The sequence below is a fragment of the Rheinheimera sp. genome, from assembly GCF_030690345.1.
GTDB lineage: Bacteria > Pseudomonadota > Gammaproteobacteria > Enterobacterales > Alteromonadaceae > Alishewanella.
This window is the reverse complement of record NZ_JAUYGV010000006.1, coordinates 874,068-890,161: the sequence shown is the minus strand read 5'-3', so window position 1 is coordinate 890,161 and position 16,094 is coordinate 874,068. Positions and strand designations below refer to the sequence as shown.

Genomic DNA, 16,094 nt, shown 5'->3' with positions numbered 1-16,094 from the left:
AGCCGCAGCAAGCTGCGGCTAAACACCAGGAAGATCCGGCCGCAGCCGGAGGTAAAACGGGTTATAGTTTAGTGATGGTCATCACCGGTGCTTCAGAGTCTGTGGCATCTACGCTAAAGCGGTAAGTGCCCACTTCGGTGACATTCAGCGACAAGTTGCCACCGTCAGCTTCAAGTGTTTTACCCTGCCCCAGAACAAAAGCACCGTCTTGCGCACCATAGTTCACAGTAGTCCAGTTGGCATCAGCAAACTTAAACTGGTAGTTGTTTACTGCAAGTGCAACATCAACACTGTACACATTGCCGCCAATATAGGTCATAGGGTCGTCATTTGACCACGTCGGCGTGTTCATCTCGCCTTTCAGATACACCGTAGTGCCCACACCATAAGGCGGCAGCTCCTGCACTGTTAACACCGGCGCATCTTTATTATTGGCATCCAGCGTAAACACATAGGTTGCCGTGTTCGGGATCACGACATTAAGATTGTCGCCGGGATTAGCCAGCGTTTTTGCCGCACCAAGGGTCACGCTGTTGCCGTCTGCACCAGCGCCAAATACCAGCGGATTCCAGTCAAAGTCCGCTACTTTAAAGTTATAACTGCCGGCAGCCAAATCCAGTACCAGTGAGTAAACGCCTTCGCCGTCATAGGTCATAGCATCTGCTGCACTCCAGCCATTCATGTCGCCTTTTACATAAATAGTGCTGGCTTCATATGGCGGGATATCCGGCGCACCGCTGGTGGCGTCTGCTGCCAGGCCCGCTCCCTGCGTGGCACCCTGGGCTTTAACAAACACCGCCATACTGTAAGCCGGCACGGTAAAGCTGCCTTCATCAACACCGGCGGCAAAAGCCGCGGTACTGACGTTGGTATCTACCGACGCCTGTTGCAGCGGGTGTAAATCAAAGCCGGCTGCAGTAGGAATAGTATGGCTTTGCTCTTGCGCTGTGCCGTTAATTACGACCACCAGGGCATCATGCAGCGGATCAAGATCGGTTAAGCCAGTACCGTCATCAATGCTCATTACAATTAAGCCCTGCGTCTGGCTTTGGCCGGTATTATGAAAACCAACGCGATCGATAACGTCCTGCGCTGTGGCTAAACGGAACAATGGGCTGCCGGCGCGGATGCTTAAAAACTCTTTAAACACTGCGCTGGCAAAACTAATTTGCTCCGGTTCAGGCTTGGCATTGGGATCCAGCAAAATGCCAGCTATGGCTTCCCAGTTATCTTGGTTCTTCTCTGCCAATGGCAAACCCACACCGAAGTTGTTGCTTTGCATAGTAAAGTCGACAAAGTTAAACCAATCGCCCGCGTCGTAGCTATCGCGATCCATCGATTTAGAGCGTAGGAAATCGCCGCCCATTTGTAAAAATGGTATGCCCTGGCTCATTAACGGAATGGCAATGGCGATATTTTGTACCCGCACCCGCTCGGCATTAGTCATGCTGCTGTCTAAACCATATTGCAGTTTGTCCCACAATGTTTCGTTATCGTGCTTGGATACGTAGTTAATAATATCAGCTGGTTTTTCGGCATAACCTGCCGCCTGACCGTTCCAGGTATAACTGGATGCCGGGCCGGCAATACCCTGATAACTTTCCAGCACATAGTCTTTTAAGGTGCCAGCCAGGCCAATGCGGATAATATCCTGTTTACGCAGGTTATCTTCAGTTGCCTTACCGCTAAACAGCGCGGCGCCCCGTACTTCATCACGCAGCCTGTCATTAAAGGTACCTACACCCGAGCCTGCCATGTCCTGTTGTTTGGCTTGCACAAATAAGCGGTTGTTGGCCACTTCTTCAAAGTTCCAGCCTTCACCGTAGAAGTACACATCAGGGGTTACACTGCGCACCACGTCACGGGTAGCCAAAATGCTATCTTTCGGGTGGTGGCCCATCACATCAAAGCGGAAATCGTTAAAGCCAAAATCCCGTGCCAGAATCACCATAGAATCCTGCATAAACTTTTCAAACATGCGATGCTCAGTCGCGGTGTTTTCACAGCAGGTGGAACGCTCAATGGCACCGCTAGTTTCGTTATAACGGTGATAATACCCCGGCACAATTTTATCAAACACTGACGTGGTACTCAGCCCGGATGCACTGGTGTGGTTGTACACCACGTCCAGCACAGTACGCAGGCCAATATCGTTCAGTGCTTTGTTCATTGCCCGCACTTCTTTAATGCGTGCCACGCCGTCCGGGTTGGAGGCATAGCTGCCTTCCGGGGCAATAAAGTGCTGCGGGTCATAACCCCAGTTAAAACCATCTATGCTGCGAATGGCCTGCACCAGCTCTTGTGCTTTCTCGCCAAAGGCAGAATAGCCTTCCAGCACCGATAGCAAGGTAGCGTTTTCATCGGTATTGCCACACACCGGCGCATCGGCTTTTAACCCACAAAGTTTGCCTACTGTATCGCTGAGCTCAATCCGGCTGGCGGCATTTTCATTAATATTGGCCTGATCATTAAGCGGCAATAAATGAAAATGCGTTAAACCATGCTCTGCCAGTGAGGCTAAGTGCTTAACCGGTAATGAGTCAGTTTCGGTAAAGGCCAGATATTTGCCACGGTTAGCGGCACTGACACTTTGGTCACGGATAGAGAAATCCCGCACATGGCCTTCATAGATCACGATATCTTCCGGTTTAGCGACGGTAGGAATAGTGCGCTCGCTCCAGCCTTCCGGTGCCAGGTCAGCATCTGCCAGATTAACAAACTGGCTGTAGCGGCCGTTAATCGCCACGCTAACCGAATAGGGATCTGTCGCTTCGATGGTTTCAACTTTGCGCGTCAGCGGGTGATATACCGTCACTTCATAACGATAAAATTGGCGGTCCAGCGCATCACTGCCACTGTAACGCCAAATTCCGCTGGCTGTATCAAGGCTCATCGCATGGGTAGCAGTGAGGTTACGGCCGCTGTCATACACTTTAAGCTGCACATCACGGGCTGTTGGCGCCCATACTGCAGCGCTGACAGCACCGTCTTCGTAACTTACACCCAAGCTGGCTTCATCGGCGTCAGCATCGCCTTTAGTGTACAAGTCATCTAATACTTTGGCTGCCTGCACCCAGGTTGCACTGAGTAAAGCATTGTCGGTGCCAAATGCTGCCAGCGCCAGTTGGTTTTTCACCATGGCCTTGGCTTCATCGGCAGTAAAGTTGGCACTAAAGGCCGGTTTGTCGGCCAGATGCGGCACCAACGCCTTTTGCTGCTCTGTCAACTCAACCGGCAGCAGCTCTATGCTGTCACCGCTCAGGCTACCGTCACGGCCAATGGCTAAAGCAGCGTTGGCATCAAAGTACAACTTAACCGGCGTTGCTGCGCCAATGCCGCTATTCCAAATAAAGGTATTCTGGTCCAGCCAATGTGCGGCAGCGCCCTGAATACTTACTCCCAGTGACTCGATAGGAAATTCAAACACGCCGGTAACACCGGAGAAAATCCAGTTCATCCGCGCAAAATCCGGGTGATCCTGGGATAACGGCATTTGCATATCAGTGCCGGGATCTTTACCGGCATCATCGGTACCAATGTGCACAATAAAGTTGCCGCAGGCGCCTGGCGTTCCGGCATAGCCGGGTTTTAACTGTAAAATCCAGTAAGCACCGTAGTTAGGGTCAATACCGTTATGCACCAAACCGTTTTCCCAGCCCGGTGCAACTGATGATGGGGCATAGGCATCACAGGTTTCATTGTTCCAGGTATGTAAGCGGTAACCGTCATACACCCCATCCTGCGGCCGTTTATAAAACAGCACAGCTTCGTTAGCACCAGCCATCACCACCGGCGCCGGCGCATTCGGATTTTCACCTATTTCACAGCTTTCATTATTGGCAGTGGGCACTTGCGGCGCCGGGCAGAATATCGGCGGCGGATCAATACAGCTGGTGCCGCTGGCATCGGGGATCAGCGGTACATCGCAGCTTAACAGCTCTTCGCCAGGCGCAGTATTATCGGCACCACCACAGGCTGCCAGCATATTGGCTGCCAGCAACAATGAACTGAGCTGCAGCATTTTTTTAATAGTAGACATTGCTTTGTTGCTCCAAAATCCGGTTAAAAGGTGTACACCGCGCCAAGGTAGAACTGGCGGCCAAAAAATTGGATCGTGCCGGTTTGCGCCTTGTCACCGAAATAGCTCTTAGTGGGTTCATCTGTCAGGTTGTTTACCTGAAACAACAGCTTGAAATGGTCGTTAACGTCATACGAGGTTTGCATGTCGATTACGGTTTCACTGTCAAAGTTGGTTATTTGCTCGTCAATACCTACCTGGGACGAGACAAACGGCGAGCGGTAGCGCGCACTGACGCGGGCATCAAAGCCGCGATAATTCCAGAATACCGTGCCGGTAAACACATCTTGCGACAGGCCTTCAAAGCTGGTCTCAGTGGCTGCGCCGCCTAAGTCATTAATCAGGCTGACTTCACTTTCGGTATAGGAATAACTACCCTGCACACCCAAGCCGGACCACATTTCAGGCAAGGTATCAAACACCTTGGTAAAAGCCAGTTCGGCACCGCGGATATAGCCGCCCTCACCGTTATTTACCGCGGTAGAAAAAGCACCGTTAAAGGTGGCTCGCGGAATACCGTCTTCGTCTATTACTTCAAGCGGTACATCATAGCCGGCGCCGGCAAAGTCAAATTGCTGAATGGTAAAATCATTTACAAAAGACTTAATGTCTTTGTAAAACAACGCAAAAGCAATAGCGCCGGACGGCAGATAGTACTCATAGGATAAATCGTACTGCGTCGCTTCAAACGGCCGTAAGAACGGGCTGTTGGAACTGTTACCGCTGATTTCACCGTCGTCACTGATGCTAATAGAGGTATTAGACGCCAACCGGTTAATCGGTGGCCGCGACATCACTTTTGCCGCGGCAAAACGGATTTGCGAGTTGTCGGTAATGCCGAAGTTCAGGTTCAGCTGCGGCAGCAAATCGGTGTATTTCTCACCCAGCACGCCGGGCGCATAGCGGGTATTAACCAGGCCGGCATCATCGGTAATATTTTGCGCACCGCGCAGCGGGTCGCCGTTGACATCGGCAAGGTTAGTAGCACTTTGGTCGGTTTGCACCACACGTACGCCGATATTACCGCTTAGCGGAATACCAAAAACGTCCGTATCCAGGTTCGCCATCACATAGCCGGCCAGCACATCTTCATACACTTCGCCGCTTTCCAGCACTGACCAACTGGTATTCGGTCCGCTCTGCGCCAGTTGCTCTTCCACCAGATCCGGGTTACCGGTGCCCCAGGTTTGTACCGGCTGCGGTATACCTTCAGGAAACCATGCCGCTAACGCTTTATTCAGATCAACCGACAAATAGGCCGGGTAGGCAGCAAAATCACCCTGAAAATTCACTACTTCTGTCATATCTGCCGTCAGGCGCAGCGGCGGCTGTGAATTAAGAAAAGCGCCATCACTGCCATATTCAAAGATAGAGCGGTCATTTTTGTAGCTGCGCTCTGAGTAACGTACGCCAGCCTCCAGTGAAGCAACCACGGGCAAATCCAACATCCAGGTCGCATCTAAGCGCACAGCGTTTACTTCATCTTCGTTAACATAAGGGTAAATACCGTATTTGCTCACCATCACCTTATCGATATCAGAAAATGCTGCAGCCTGGTTAAAGCCTACGCCCGGCAGGTTCAGGTTATTCAGCTGATAAGAGATGGACACATTGGTATCCAGCACCGGCGTTTCTGCAGTGGCATCTTCCGCTACCAGCGCCCATAGCAGGCCGTTACGGAAGTTACTTTTGGCGCCGGAATGCGATACGTCAAAACTCAGGTTTACACTGTCGCTGACATCCCAATCGGCATTAATGCCAAAGCTGCGTACCTCGTCGTAATCGCGGTTGTCATCATTAACAATTTCTACCCGGGTAAAGCTGGTGGTAGTGCGGTTAAAGGTGCCGCCAATCACCGAGCTACCGTTAAGCTCCGCGTTACCTAATGCAGCGGTCGGGCCGCCAAATTTTACCCGTAAGCCACGGGCAAAGGCTTCTTTATCAAATTTAGATAAGAACGCATCGGCTTTTAAGGTAAAAGCATCATGGGGCGTCCACTCCAGCGCAGCCATATAGCCGTCACGGGTTTCTTCACCGCCTTTGTGCTGCAGCTCAAAACCCTCGCTGATATATTCGTTCACACCATCATCATTGATGTCTTTCTCGCCGTTATAGGCCAGGCCAACAAATTGTGTCGCCACGCTGGGCTGATACAAGCGGGCATAACCGGCAGCAAAACCAAGAGTGTCATTTAAAAACTTGCCCTGATACGACAAGCTGAAGCGATGGCCAAAATCGACGCCATCCGGCACTTCGTCAGCGCGGTCGTTGTACATGCCGCGGGCATTAACGGTAAAGGTATGCTGTTTTTCGTTGCGCAGCGGGCTGGCGGTTTGCAGCTCTACCGTACCGGCAACACCGCCTTCTATCAGCGACGCCTTCGGCGATTTATACACGGCGGCAGAGTTAATTAATTCAGACGGATATTGGTCAAACTCAATATTGCGTTTGCCGCTGGTAGACACCTGTTCACGGCCGTTTAAAGTTGAAAAGACAAAACCACCGGACATACCGCGGATATTAATCTCTGCCGCCTGACCACCGGTACGCACCGCCGAAATACCCGGCAAGCGCGTTAAAGCATCGGCCATCGATACATCAGGCAGCGCGCCCAAATCATCTGCCGAAATGGTTTCTGATACCGTATCACCAAAGCGCTTGGCATCCAGTGAGCGGAACAGGCTGCTGGCAAAGCCGCGCACCTGAATCACTTCCACACTATCCAAAGCCGCTGCAGCTACTGTGCTGTCGGTTGAGGTTTGTTGATTTGCTGGTTGTGGCGTCTGCTGTGCTGTTTGTGCAACAGCAGACCATGCCAGACTACCCACCCCTGCCATAGCAAGCGTGAGCAGACTAAGCTTAAACTTATTCATGCTCCTGTATCCCCGTATGTTTTTATTGTTGTGGTTGCGCGTTCCATGCAGCAGCATGAGAGGTGCAGCCTGCTTTTTAAGCAGTTTATTTATTAACCTAATTGGGGCAGGGCGCAATATGAATACGTATTCAGCTGCGCCAAAGCAGCGCAAAGCGGGAAAATGCGCACTTTAGCGGTGCAAAGCCACAGCCGTACTTTATCCGGTTAACGCATTGCGCTATTGTAAACCTCTACAGCGCCGTACTTCAGACCAGGCGCCGCATTTGGACTAAAGGATCAGCATTGCGTAACCAGGCCAGTATCAGCACCGCCGACAGCGTATTTATGCGCGAATTGAAACGCGTACTTAACAGCCTGAGTACGCCCGCTTCGGCGTTGTCGCTGGTGAGTATCGCGGCAGACTTTTTCCGCGCCACGCACAGCAGCGTTACCCCGCCGGCAGCCATGGCCGAGCTGGCCTTTGTGGCCGAAAAAATTCTGCTGCTAACGGAAGGGCAAACAGAAGCCGAAACGCTGAACCGCTCCGCCAGATTACTCGGCACCTTGCAGCTCACCGTACCCGACTCACCGCGGCGCTGGCGCGAGGTACAGTTTGGCTACAAAGCCCTGTACCGCGCTACGTTATCGCTGCGTTTATTGCAGCATATGCTGCAACAACAGCTGCTTAATGATCCCTGGATACAACAACACTATGCCCGGCGCGATACAAAAGACCCGGATTGTCCGTACCGCTTAAACGTGCAATTGCCGATGGTTATAGCAGTGCTGTTGCTGGATGTGGGTATGCTGCATCCCAAAGCTCTGGCGGTATTGGCCGGCAGCAATGGCAACCTTAATCCGCACCGGCCGTTGCAAGCGGATGAGCGTCAGCAATTGCTGCAGCTTAGCGCTAAAGCACGGCAGCACTTTTTTGCCCAAGCCTTAGCCGTTGTGCGTTTTCGTAGCAACAACAAGCTGGAACAACAGCAGGATATGGCGCAACAGCAACAGCGGCTCGATTTTACCGAACGCTTGCTGGCGGCAACTGACGACCCGGCCAGTGCGCTGGGCAGCTTGTTAAAAGTGCCACAGGTATACAGCTCTATTGTATTGCCGGGCCGGCAGCGCTTTGCCTACGAAGCACTGCCTAAAGCCACGTTAGTACTGAAAGACGCGGTAAAACGCGGTGAGTTAAATGCGCAATTTGTCGGGCATTTACTAAAGATTACCGGAGTATTTCCGCAAGGCTTCGGTGTGGTATTTATTCCGGCGCAAAACGATTTAAGCCTGGCGGAAAAGTACGAGTTAGCTGTAGTTAATCAGTTATATCCGGCCAAAGCAGAAGAGCCGCTGTGCCGCATTGTCAGCCGTAATCTGCAGTACCGTCGTGGTGGCCATAACAGTTGCATCAGCGTAGCGCATAACCTGTATTTCCGGCCGGCACGCGACCGGTTGGCCATTATGCCGCAGCAGCGGCTACAGGATATTCTGGCCAGCCTGAGCGCCGATTTTGAGCCCGGCCAGCTACGGCGCTTTATTCCGCGTTGCTGGCATCCGGAGCAATTTTTCAGCCAGAGTGAACACCAGAACCTGTGGAACAACGCGCCGCAGCGGCAAAATTAGCGAAAGGTTTTTATTGACCGCATACTTTCCGCAAAAACTCGTCATGCGACGGTAATTTTGCCAACGGATCGCGTTTTATCGCCAGCATGCTTTGCAACATCTGCTTTAACTGAGTTTCAGAGAAACTGTTCGCCAGCGGGTGGTAGTCTTTTGGTACTATGCCCTGCCCTAACATAACCTGCAGCCAGGAGCTTTCCAGAAACAAATCATTCTGCTCACGGAATAAGCTGCCATTTTGTGCAAACAGTTCAATTTTCCGTGCCAGCGTCGCCGGAATATCCATCTGCCGTACATCACGCCAAAACGTACTGTCGGTTCGCTCGTTCACATGATAATGCAGAATGATAAAGTCGCGCACCTGCTCAAACTCGATCTGCGACTGGCGGTTGTATTCATTTACCAGCTCTGCGGTAACCCCCTGGTGCGGAAACAATTGCAGTAAGCGCACCACGGCCGATTGGATCAGGTGAATACTGGTTGACTCCAGCGGTTCCAAAAAGCCACTCGACAAACCTACTGATACCACGTTGCGGTGCCACTGCTTGCGCCGCCGGCCGGTTTTAAACTGAATAAATTTAGGCTCCGCCAGGGCTTTACTGTCCAGGTTTGCCAACAAAATATCCGCTGCCTGCTGCTCAGTATAATGCGCACTGCTGTATACCATGCCGTTACCATTGCGGTGCTGCAGCGGTATACGCCACTGCCAGCCACTGCTATGAGCAATTGAGCGGGTATAAGGTAGCGTGTGCTCAAAACGCTCTGATGGCACAGCCACAGCTCTGTCACAGGGTAACCAATGGCTCCAGTCTTCATAGCCGGTATTCAATTTCTGCTGAATAAGCAGGCCGCGAAAACCGGAACAATCGATAAATAAATCACCTGCCAGTACCCGGCCATCTTCTAACACCAGATGTTGAATATCACCATTGCCATGCTGGGTTACGCTGCCAACTTTACCTTCATGGCGAACTACGCCCATTTGCTCGCTAAACTTGCGCAAAAAACGCGCGTACAACCCGGCATCAAAATGATAAGCGTAGGGTAACTCCAGTACCGGATCTTTACTGTTAATGCCGGCAAATTTACCGGCCTCAGCACACAGATAGTTTAAGTCGTATTGCCACAGCGAAGTGGTATCGCCCAACTGCTGCGCCCGGCGCCAAAGATGATGGAAATGGCAGAATGCCAGGCTTTTACCCGGTGCGCCAAAGGTATGAAAATAGCTTTCACCCTGCACCCGCCAGTTTTCGAATTTAATCGCCAGTTTAATCGTGGCTTTGGTTTCGCGTAAAAACTCCGCCTCGTTAATACCCAGCACGTTATTTAATAAACGGATTGGCGGAATGGTCGCTTCGCCAACACCCACTGTACCGATGTCCTCAGATTCAACCAATTGGATATCGACGACGTTACCCAGCACTTTTTTCAGCAAAGCGGCAGCAATCCAACCTGAGGTACCACCACCTAAAATGACGACTTTACGCACAGTCTGCATAGTTGCACCTTTCAGAACAAAACAGCCCAACCAGGCAAAGCTTGGTTGGGCTGTCGATAACATATTTAGCGGTAAATCACTTTACCGCTAAGGCTGCCAAGCTTAGAACTTATAGTTCAACCCTAGCATATAGTTACGGCCAAAGCTCTGATAGGTTACAACCTGACGGGTATCATCACCACTGTTGCTGATGTCTTTCTCGTCTGTCAGGTTTTGTGCCTGCAATGTAACACGTAAACCATCCAGTGCGTCGATGCCCGACTCGCTGAAGTCATAACCAATTTGCGCATCCCACAGCTCTGTACCCTGACGGCTCACCGGCACCAAACTCAAACTGATACCACGCTCTTCAGTCTGGAACTCATCGCGTTTAGTGCCGGAGATACGGAATTCAAAGCCCTTGTACTCATAGTAAGCTGTCAGAGTATAAATCTCCTCAGACAAACCAGGCACCCGGCCACCGTCATCCAGTTTGCCATCCATAAAGGTGGCACTGGCAACAATACCAAAGCCATCTAAGGCTTCATGGATAATATCGAACGGCACACTGGCCTGGAATTCGTAACCACGCACAAAGCCGGTTAGCCCATCCTGACGCACATCTAAACGACCCAAAAAGGTACCAGGCTCTCTCACTTCACCAGTAATCGGATCAGGGCTGGTTTGATGGAATCCGGGAATATAATTATCTGAAAAATCTACGATTAAGGTGTCATTGCGATGCCAGTTTTTCAGATCTTTAAAAAAGAAGCTCGCCGCAAAGAAGCCATTATCATGGAAGTAGTTTTCATATGACAAGTCAAACTGATCTGCTTCCAAAGGTTTCAGTTCAGTATTACCGCCATTACCGCCCCAAGCACTATTTAGTGGATCAGTTGAGATTATATTGGTGTCATTAAAGGCAAAGGTTACCTGCGAGTTTGGTCGCATATCGTCCATCCGCGGCCGGCTCATCACTTTAGATAAACCGGTACGTACGTACTGCCGATCGGCAACTTCAAAGCTCAGGTTCAGGCTGGGCAATACATCGGTATAATCTGTGCCGGCAGATACAGGCACAGCCTCGGTAAAGCCACGCGAGTTAGTCGTAGCGCTAAAGCCCTGGCCTTGCTGATCGGCACGCACAATTTGCACGCCGACATTACCACTTACGGCAATATTGCCAATCTCAGTACTGATATCCAGCATACCGTACAAGGTAGTCAGCTTTTCTTCAATATTGTAAGTATCACCGTAGCGGCCGTTTTCCAGCAACGCCGCATTGGTCTCAGTGTAAAAGCCACTTCGGTACAGACCAAGGGCGTCATAGGCCAATACACCGTTAATACCGATAAAGCTTAAATCTGCCACCCCCAGCACATTGGGGATAGGGCCTGCGTCAGGCCAGTCGTTTGCTGTTAAGAAAGCGCCATTATTAATCTTGGTTTTAGAGCGCTCTTTATATACTACGCCCAACTCCAGTTCATTAAAGATACCCCATTCCACATAACCATTGGTTTGCAGGCGCACTGAGTCCAGCGTTTCTTCAAAATCCGGGTTATTAACAAAACCATCCTGCGCAGTCGTTGGGCCAAAACCGTTTACATCCTGAAAAGCGTCAATAGGTGCCAATGAGCCACCCCAGGCTTGTGGTCCGGCTAAACGAATCAGGCTTGGGTCGGTTAAATCTACCGGTGCGATAGTCGGGTGATCAGAGTAAAAAGCGCCATCAGGTGTCATAACCCAGGAGCGGGCAGTTATAGGGCGGCCCTCAGAGGTTGCACGGCCAACCCCGGAATAGCTTTCAATATCAGTAATAGACTTGGTTACTTTGCCGCTGGAAATATCCAACTGCCCTGTCCAGTTATCGTTAATCTGGTACTCCAGGTTCAGGCCAAAGGTTTTCAGCTCAGAATCCTGCTCGCGCACATCGTTGCGCACTACAGAATAAAAACCGTCGTAATAGCCGGAGGTAACCAGGCCATTTTCTACGCCGGTAATAGTATAAGCGCCGGTACCCCACTCAGCACCGCCCTCTTCCAGACCACGGCGGGCGTCCTGCTCATTAAAATCGATATACAGCGCATCGAAGGTAGCAGTCAACCGGTCATTAACCACATATTCCAGTACCAGAGCAACTGAATCGCGCTCCAGCATCGCGGAACGGGTAAAGGAATCGTGGCCACCTAATACAACGGTGCCTTCCGGTACGTCGACCTCATCAGTCGCGCGACGTGGGTTTTGCAACTGGCCTTCATCATTCAGGCCTAAATTTACCCCGGCATAACCCCAACCACGGAACTGCTGTTCCTGACGCGGTGTTTCCAGCGATGCCACAACCAGGGCAACACCCAGCCGGTCATCAAGGAATTTATCAATGTAGTTAAATGACAAACGGTGGCCGGTGTTATCAAAATCCGGATTGCCGGAGTCCTGATCATTTTTCTCATAGCTGCCGTTGAAGGCAATGGTGCGCTCCGCTGACAGCGGCTTTACCGTTTGCAAATCAACAGTACCACCAATGCCTTGTGCCATCAGGCTGGCATCCGGAGTTTTGTAAACTAAAGCGGTAGACACAATTTCAGACGGGTACAGATCGTATTCCACGCCGCGGTTATCACCCATGCCCAGCAGTTCGCGGCCATTTAATGAAGTGCCGACATAGTTTTCATTAAAACCACGTACCGATAAACCGCTGGTGCGGCCGTTACGACGCTCGCCGGCTAAGCCCGGTAAACGCGCCAGTGATTCTGCCACGCTGGTGTCCGGCAGCTTACCGATGTCTTCGGCCGACAGCACTTCTACGATAGAGTTTTCACTCATTTTAATCGCCTGCGCTTTTTGCAGACTGCCGCGATAACCTGTTACCGAAATCACTTCAATTTGTTCATCAGCCTTGGCCTGCTCTGCTGTTTGCGCATACGCCACGGAACCGGAACCGGCTGCAGCCAGCGCCAGTGTCAGCATACTGAGTTTAAATTTTGTCATGTCCTTCATCCCCGGTGTGTTGTTTGTGTTGTCTGTTGGCTGTAAGCGCAGCCGTATCAGTACAACCAGACTTTTGTCTAAGGCTATTTATTAAACTTATTAGGTCAACAGCTCAACATGAATACGTATTCATAATTGCTAAATCGCACAAAAGCAGCGCATTGTTTCAATTTAATGCACTAACGCAGTGCAAAAATGCGCTTTCATCTGAAGCGCCTTATTTTCTTAGCTATACCGCTTAGTTATAGCAGAGTGGAGAGAAGAGACAGGGGCAGTTTTAGCGATATTTTCAATGCATACGTATGCAACAGGTTTAATAATTGCACAAGGCTGATTTATGCTTGCACCAGTATATGGCAGCCGGTAGCAAACGTATGGATCTTGCTTTGCTGCCGTGCCGGAGCACACTATGACAAATATAAGCACCAGGCCAGACGCCGCTGTTAAGCGAAGCCAACTCAACAACCACACGGGGCTGCAGGTCGCAACCACGTTGCGCAGCTATATCTGCAGCAGGCTGCCTCAAGCACCTCGGTTATCTGACGCGGCCCGGTTGTTGCACATGAGCAGCAGAACATTGCAACGCCTACTGCAACAGAGCGGCTGCAGTTTCCGCTGTCTGGTAACCGAATGCAGACACCAGCTGGCACAGCAGTACTTACACGACGACAGCCTGAGCTTGCAGCAAATTGCTTATCAATTGGGTTTTGAAGAACAAAGTAGTTTTCAAAAAGCGTTTAAGTGCTGGCAAGGCTGTTCTCCCGGCGCATTTCGCCAACGCAAGTTGCCACCGGCAACCAGAACACATCATTTTCCCGCGCACAAAGCGCTGTTACAGGTGAATTATGGAATTAATTAAGCAACTCGCCGCGCTGGCGGGTCTGCAAGACAGCTACGTGCATGCTCAGGGCCATACTGAACATATCAGCCTGGACAAGCAGCAAGCCATATTGTCGGCCATGGGTTTCGACTTATCCTCTGAGCACAGCATACAGCAACACATTGCTGAGCTGACAGAGCAACCCTGGCTGGACGTTATCGCACCGGTTAATGTGTGCCGGCAGGGCGAGCCGCTGCGGCTGCGCTTGCAGCAGCTGCAAGCTGAGGCTGAAAGTGACTGGCAGTGGCACATTGTTACCGAAGAGCAGCAACAATTCAGCGGTAACCTGACCATAGCGGCGAAAGATATCAGCGAGCGCCACAGCACAGCTAAAGGCGAGGTATTAGCAGCAGAACTGACCTTAGAACTGAGCCTGCCGTTGGGCTATCATCAGCTAACCCTGAGTAGTGGCACAGCGCACTATCAGCAGCAGCTGATCATTACGCCGCAGCGTTGTTTTCAACTGCACGACAAAGCTGTTTTGCATAAAACCTTTGGTCCGGCCATTCAGCTGTATGCAGTAAAGTCAGCACGTAACTGGGGCATCGGTGACTTTATCGATCTGCAACAAATGGTTGCGCCCCTTGCTAAGCAAGGTGTTGATTTTATAGGCTTAAACCCTTTGCATGCGCTCTACCCGGAGCTGCCGCAGGATTGCAGCCCCTACAGCCCGAACAGTCGCTTATGGCTGAATACCGAATATGTCGCGCTGGAACATACTGAAGAGTATCAACAGTGCGCCGCGGCGCAGCAACAGGTTAACAGTGAAAGTTTTCAGCAACGCTTACAGCAGCTGCGCGCCACCACAGATGTAGACTATATTGGCGTTGCCGCTGTTAAAAAGGAGATTGCATCCTTACTGTTTGCCCAATTTAAACAGCAACAGCTGGCAAAAAACACCCCCCGGGCAGCCGAGTTTAATCGCTTTGTGCAGCAAGCCGGTACCAGTTTGCGCCAGTTGGCGCTGCACCAGGTACTGCAGGGTCAGTTATTTGCGCAAGACTGGAGCATGGCCGCCTGGCAGAACTTCCCACCTGAACTGCGCGACCCCAACGGCGCAGCCGTAGCCGAATTTTCCTGCGAACATGCCGATGCAATACAGCTGCAGTTATACCTGCAATGGCAGGCGCAGTTGCAATTAGCCGATGTAAAACGCCTGTGCCAGCAACACGGCATGGCCATTGGTTTATACTGCGATGTTGCCGTGGGTACCAGCCGCAGCAGTGCAGAGAGCTGGGGCGCGCCGGAAGATTATCTGCTGGATCTAAGCGTAGGTGCTCCGGCCGATATTATGGCGCCCAAAGGCCAAAACTGGGGCTTGTTAGCCTATAACCCGCAAACATTACGGCAAAAAGCCTACCGGCCTTTTATTGAGTTGATCCAGGCCAATATGCGCTATGCCGGCGCTCTGCGGCTGGACCATGTGATGGCGCTGCTGCGACTATGGTGTTGCCCTATCGGAGCTGATGCCACGGCTGGCGCTTATATCCGTTTTCCGGCGGCTGATTTATTTGCCATTCTGGCACTGGAAAGCCAGCGCAACAGCTGTGTGGTTATCGGTGAAGACTTAGGCACGGTGCCGGTAGAGATCAGCCATTTAATGGCGCAATACCAGGTGTTGTCGTACCGCGTATTTATGCTGGAGCAAAAAGCCGGCAGTTACGATCATGCAGCGCAAACCTACCCGGAACTGGCGCTGGCGACAGTCAGTACTCACGATATGCCCACCCTGGTGGGTTACTGGCAAGAGCACGACTTAGCCCTGCGGCATAAGTTGGATTTATTCCCCAACCCACAGGTTGCTGACAGCCTGTATCACCTGCGCGCCGATGAAAAGCAGCTGATGGCAGAGCGCTTGCACCTGAGCGACGGCGACTACGCACAGTTAGTGCGCGCCAGCCACTTATTTACCGCACGGCAGCCGGCTAAGCTACTGGCATTCCAGTTGGAAGATTTGTTGCTGATGGCCACCCCGGTGAATATTCCCGGCACCAGCACCGAGTACCCGAACTGGAGACGAAAGCTGACACATAACATTGATGAAGTTTTAACCAACAGTGATGTGCTTGAACTCATCGCCGCCATCAGAAACGCACGGCAATAATGCAGTCTGCAAAGTAAAAAAACCGCCCCGGGGCGGTTTTTTGTTTTATACATTTTAATATTTCGTTAACTTCAGATTCATTAAGCCCCTGTT

Annotated in this window: 7 protein-coding genes; 3 read left to right on the top strand and 4 right to left on the bottom strand. The window is 51.3% G+C overall.

Annotated features, from left to right (window positions below):
- Positions 1-61: 61 nt before the first annotated feature.
- Both Q8O77_RS08610 and Q8O77_RS08605 read right to left on the bottom strand, forming a co-directional pair.
- Complete coding sequence (locus tag Q8O77_RS08610; RefSeq protein ID WP_305552448.1) at positions 62-4,039, bottom strand: alpha-1,6-glucosidase domain-containing protein; 3,978 nt, start codon at positions 4,037-4,039, stop codon at positions 62-64.
- Between the two features lie 23 nt (positions 4,040-4,062).
- Positions 4,063-6,951: a TonB-dependent receptor gene (locus Q8O77_RS08605; protein WP_305552447.1), complete on the bottom strand. Its 2,889-nt coding sequence runs from the start codon at positions 6,949-6,951 to the stop codon at positions 4,063-4,065.
- A gap of 284 nt (positions 6,952-7,235) precedes the next feature.
- On the opposite strand from Q8O77_RS08605, the gene Q8O77_RS08600 reads away from it, so the two are divergent.
- Positions 7,236-8,555, top strand: coding sequence for a hypothetical protein (locus tag Q8O77_RS08600; protein WP_305552446.1), 1,320 nt, complete (start codon positions 7,236-7,238; stop codon positions 8,553-8,555).
- A gap of 10 nt (positions 8,556-8,565) precedes the next feature.
- Here the strand turns inward: Q8O77_RS08600 and Q8O77_RS08595 are convergent, their stop codons facing one another.
- Entirely contained in the window at positions 8,566-10,050 is a 1,485-nt protein-coding gene (locus tag Q8O77_RS08595; RefSeq protein ID WP_305552445.1) for a tryptophan halogenase family protein, read from the bottom strand.
- Between the two features lie 102 nt (positions 10,051-10,152).
- Positions 10,153-13,017 carry a TonB-dependent receptor gene (locus tag Q8O77_RS08590; protein ID WP_305552444.1) on the bottom strand — a complete coding sequence of 955 codons (2,865 nt, stop codon included), beginning with the start codon at positions 13,015-13,017 and terminating at the stop codon, positions 10,153-10,155.
- A gap of 409 nt (positions 13,018-13,426) precedes the next feature.
- Here Q8O77_RS08590 and Q8O77_RS08585 point away from each other — a divergent pair, with 409 nt between their 5' ends.
- Entirely contained in the window at positions 13,427-13,876 is a 450-nt protein-coding gene (locus tag Q8O77_RS08585) for an AraC family transcriptional regulator (protein WP_305552443.1), read from the top strand.
- Positions 13,863-16,001, top strand: a complete 2,139-nt coding sequence (gene malQ / locus Q8O77_RS08580; RefSeq protein WP_305552442.1) for a 4-alpha-glucanotransferase — start codon at positions 13,863-13,865, stop codon at positions 15,999-16,001. Before Q8O77_RS08585 ends, malQ begins: the two co-directional genes overlap by 14 nt.
- Positions 16,002-16,094 lie beyond the last annotated feature (93 nt).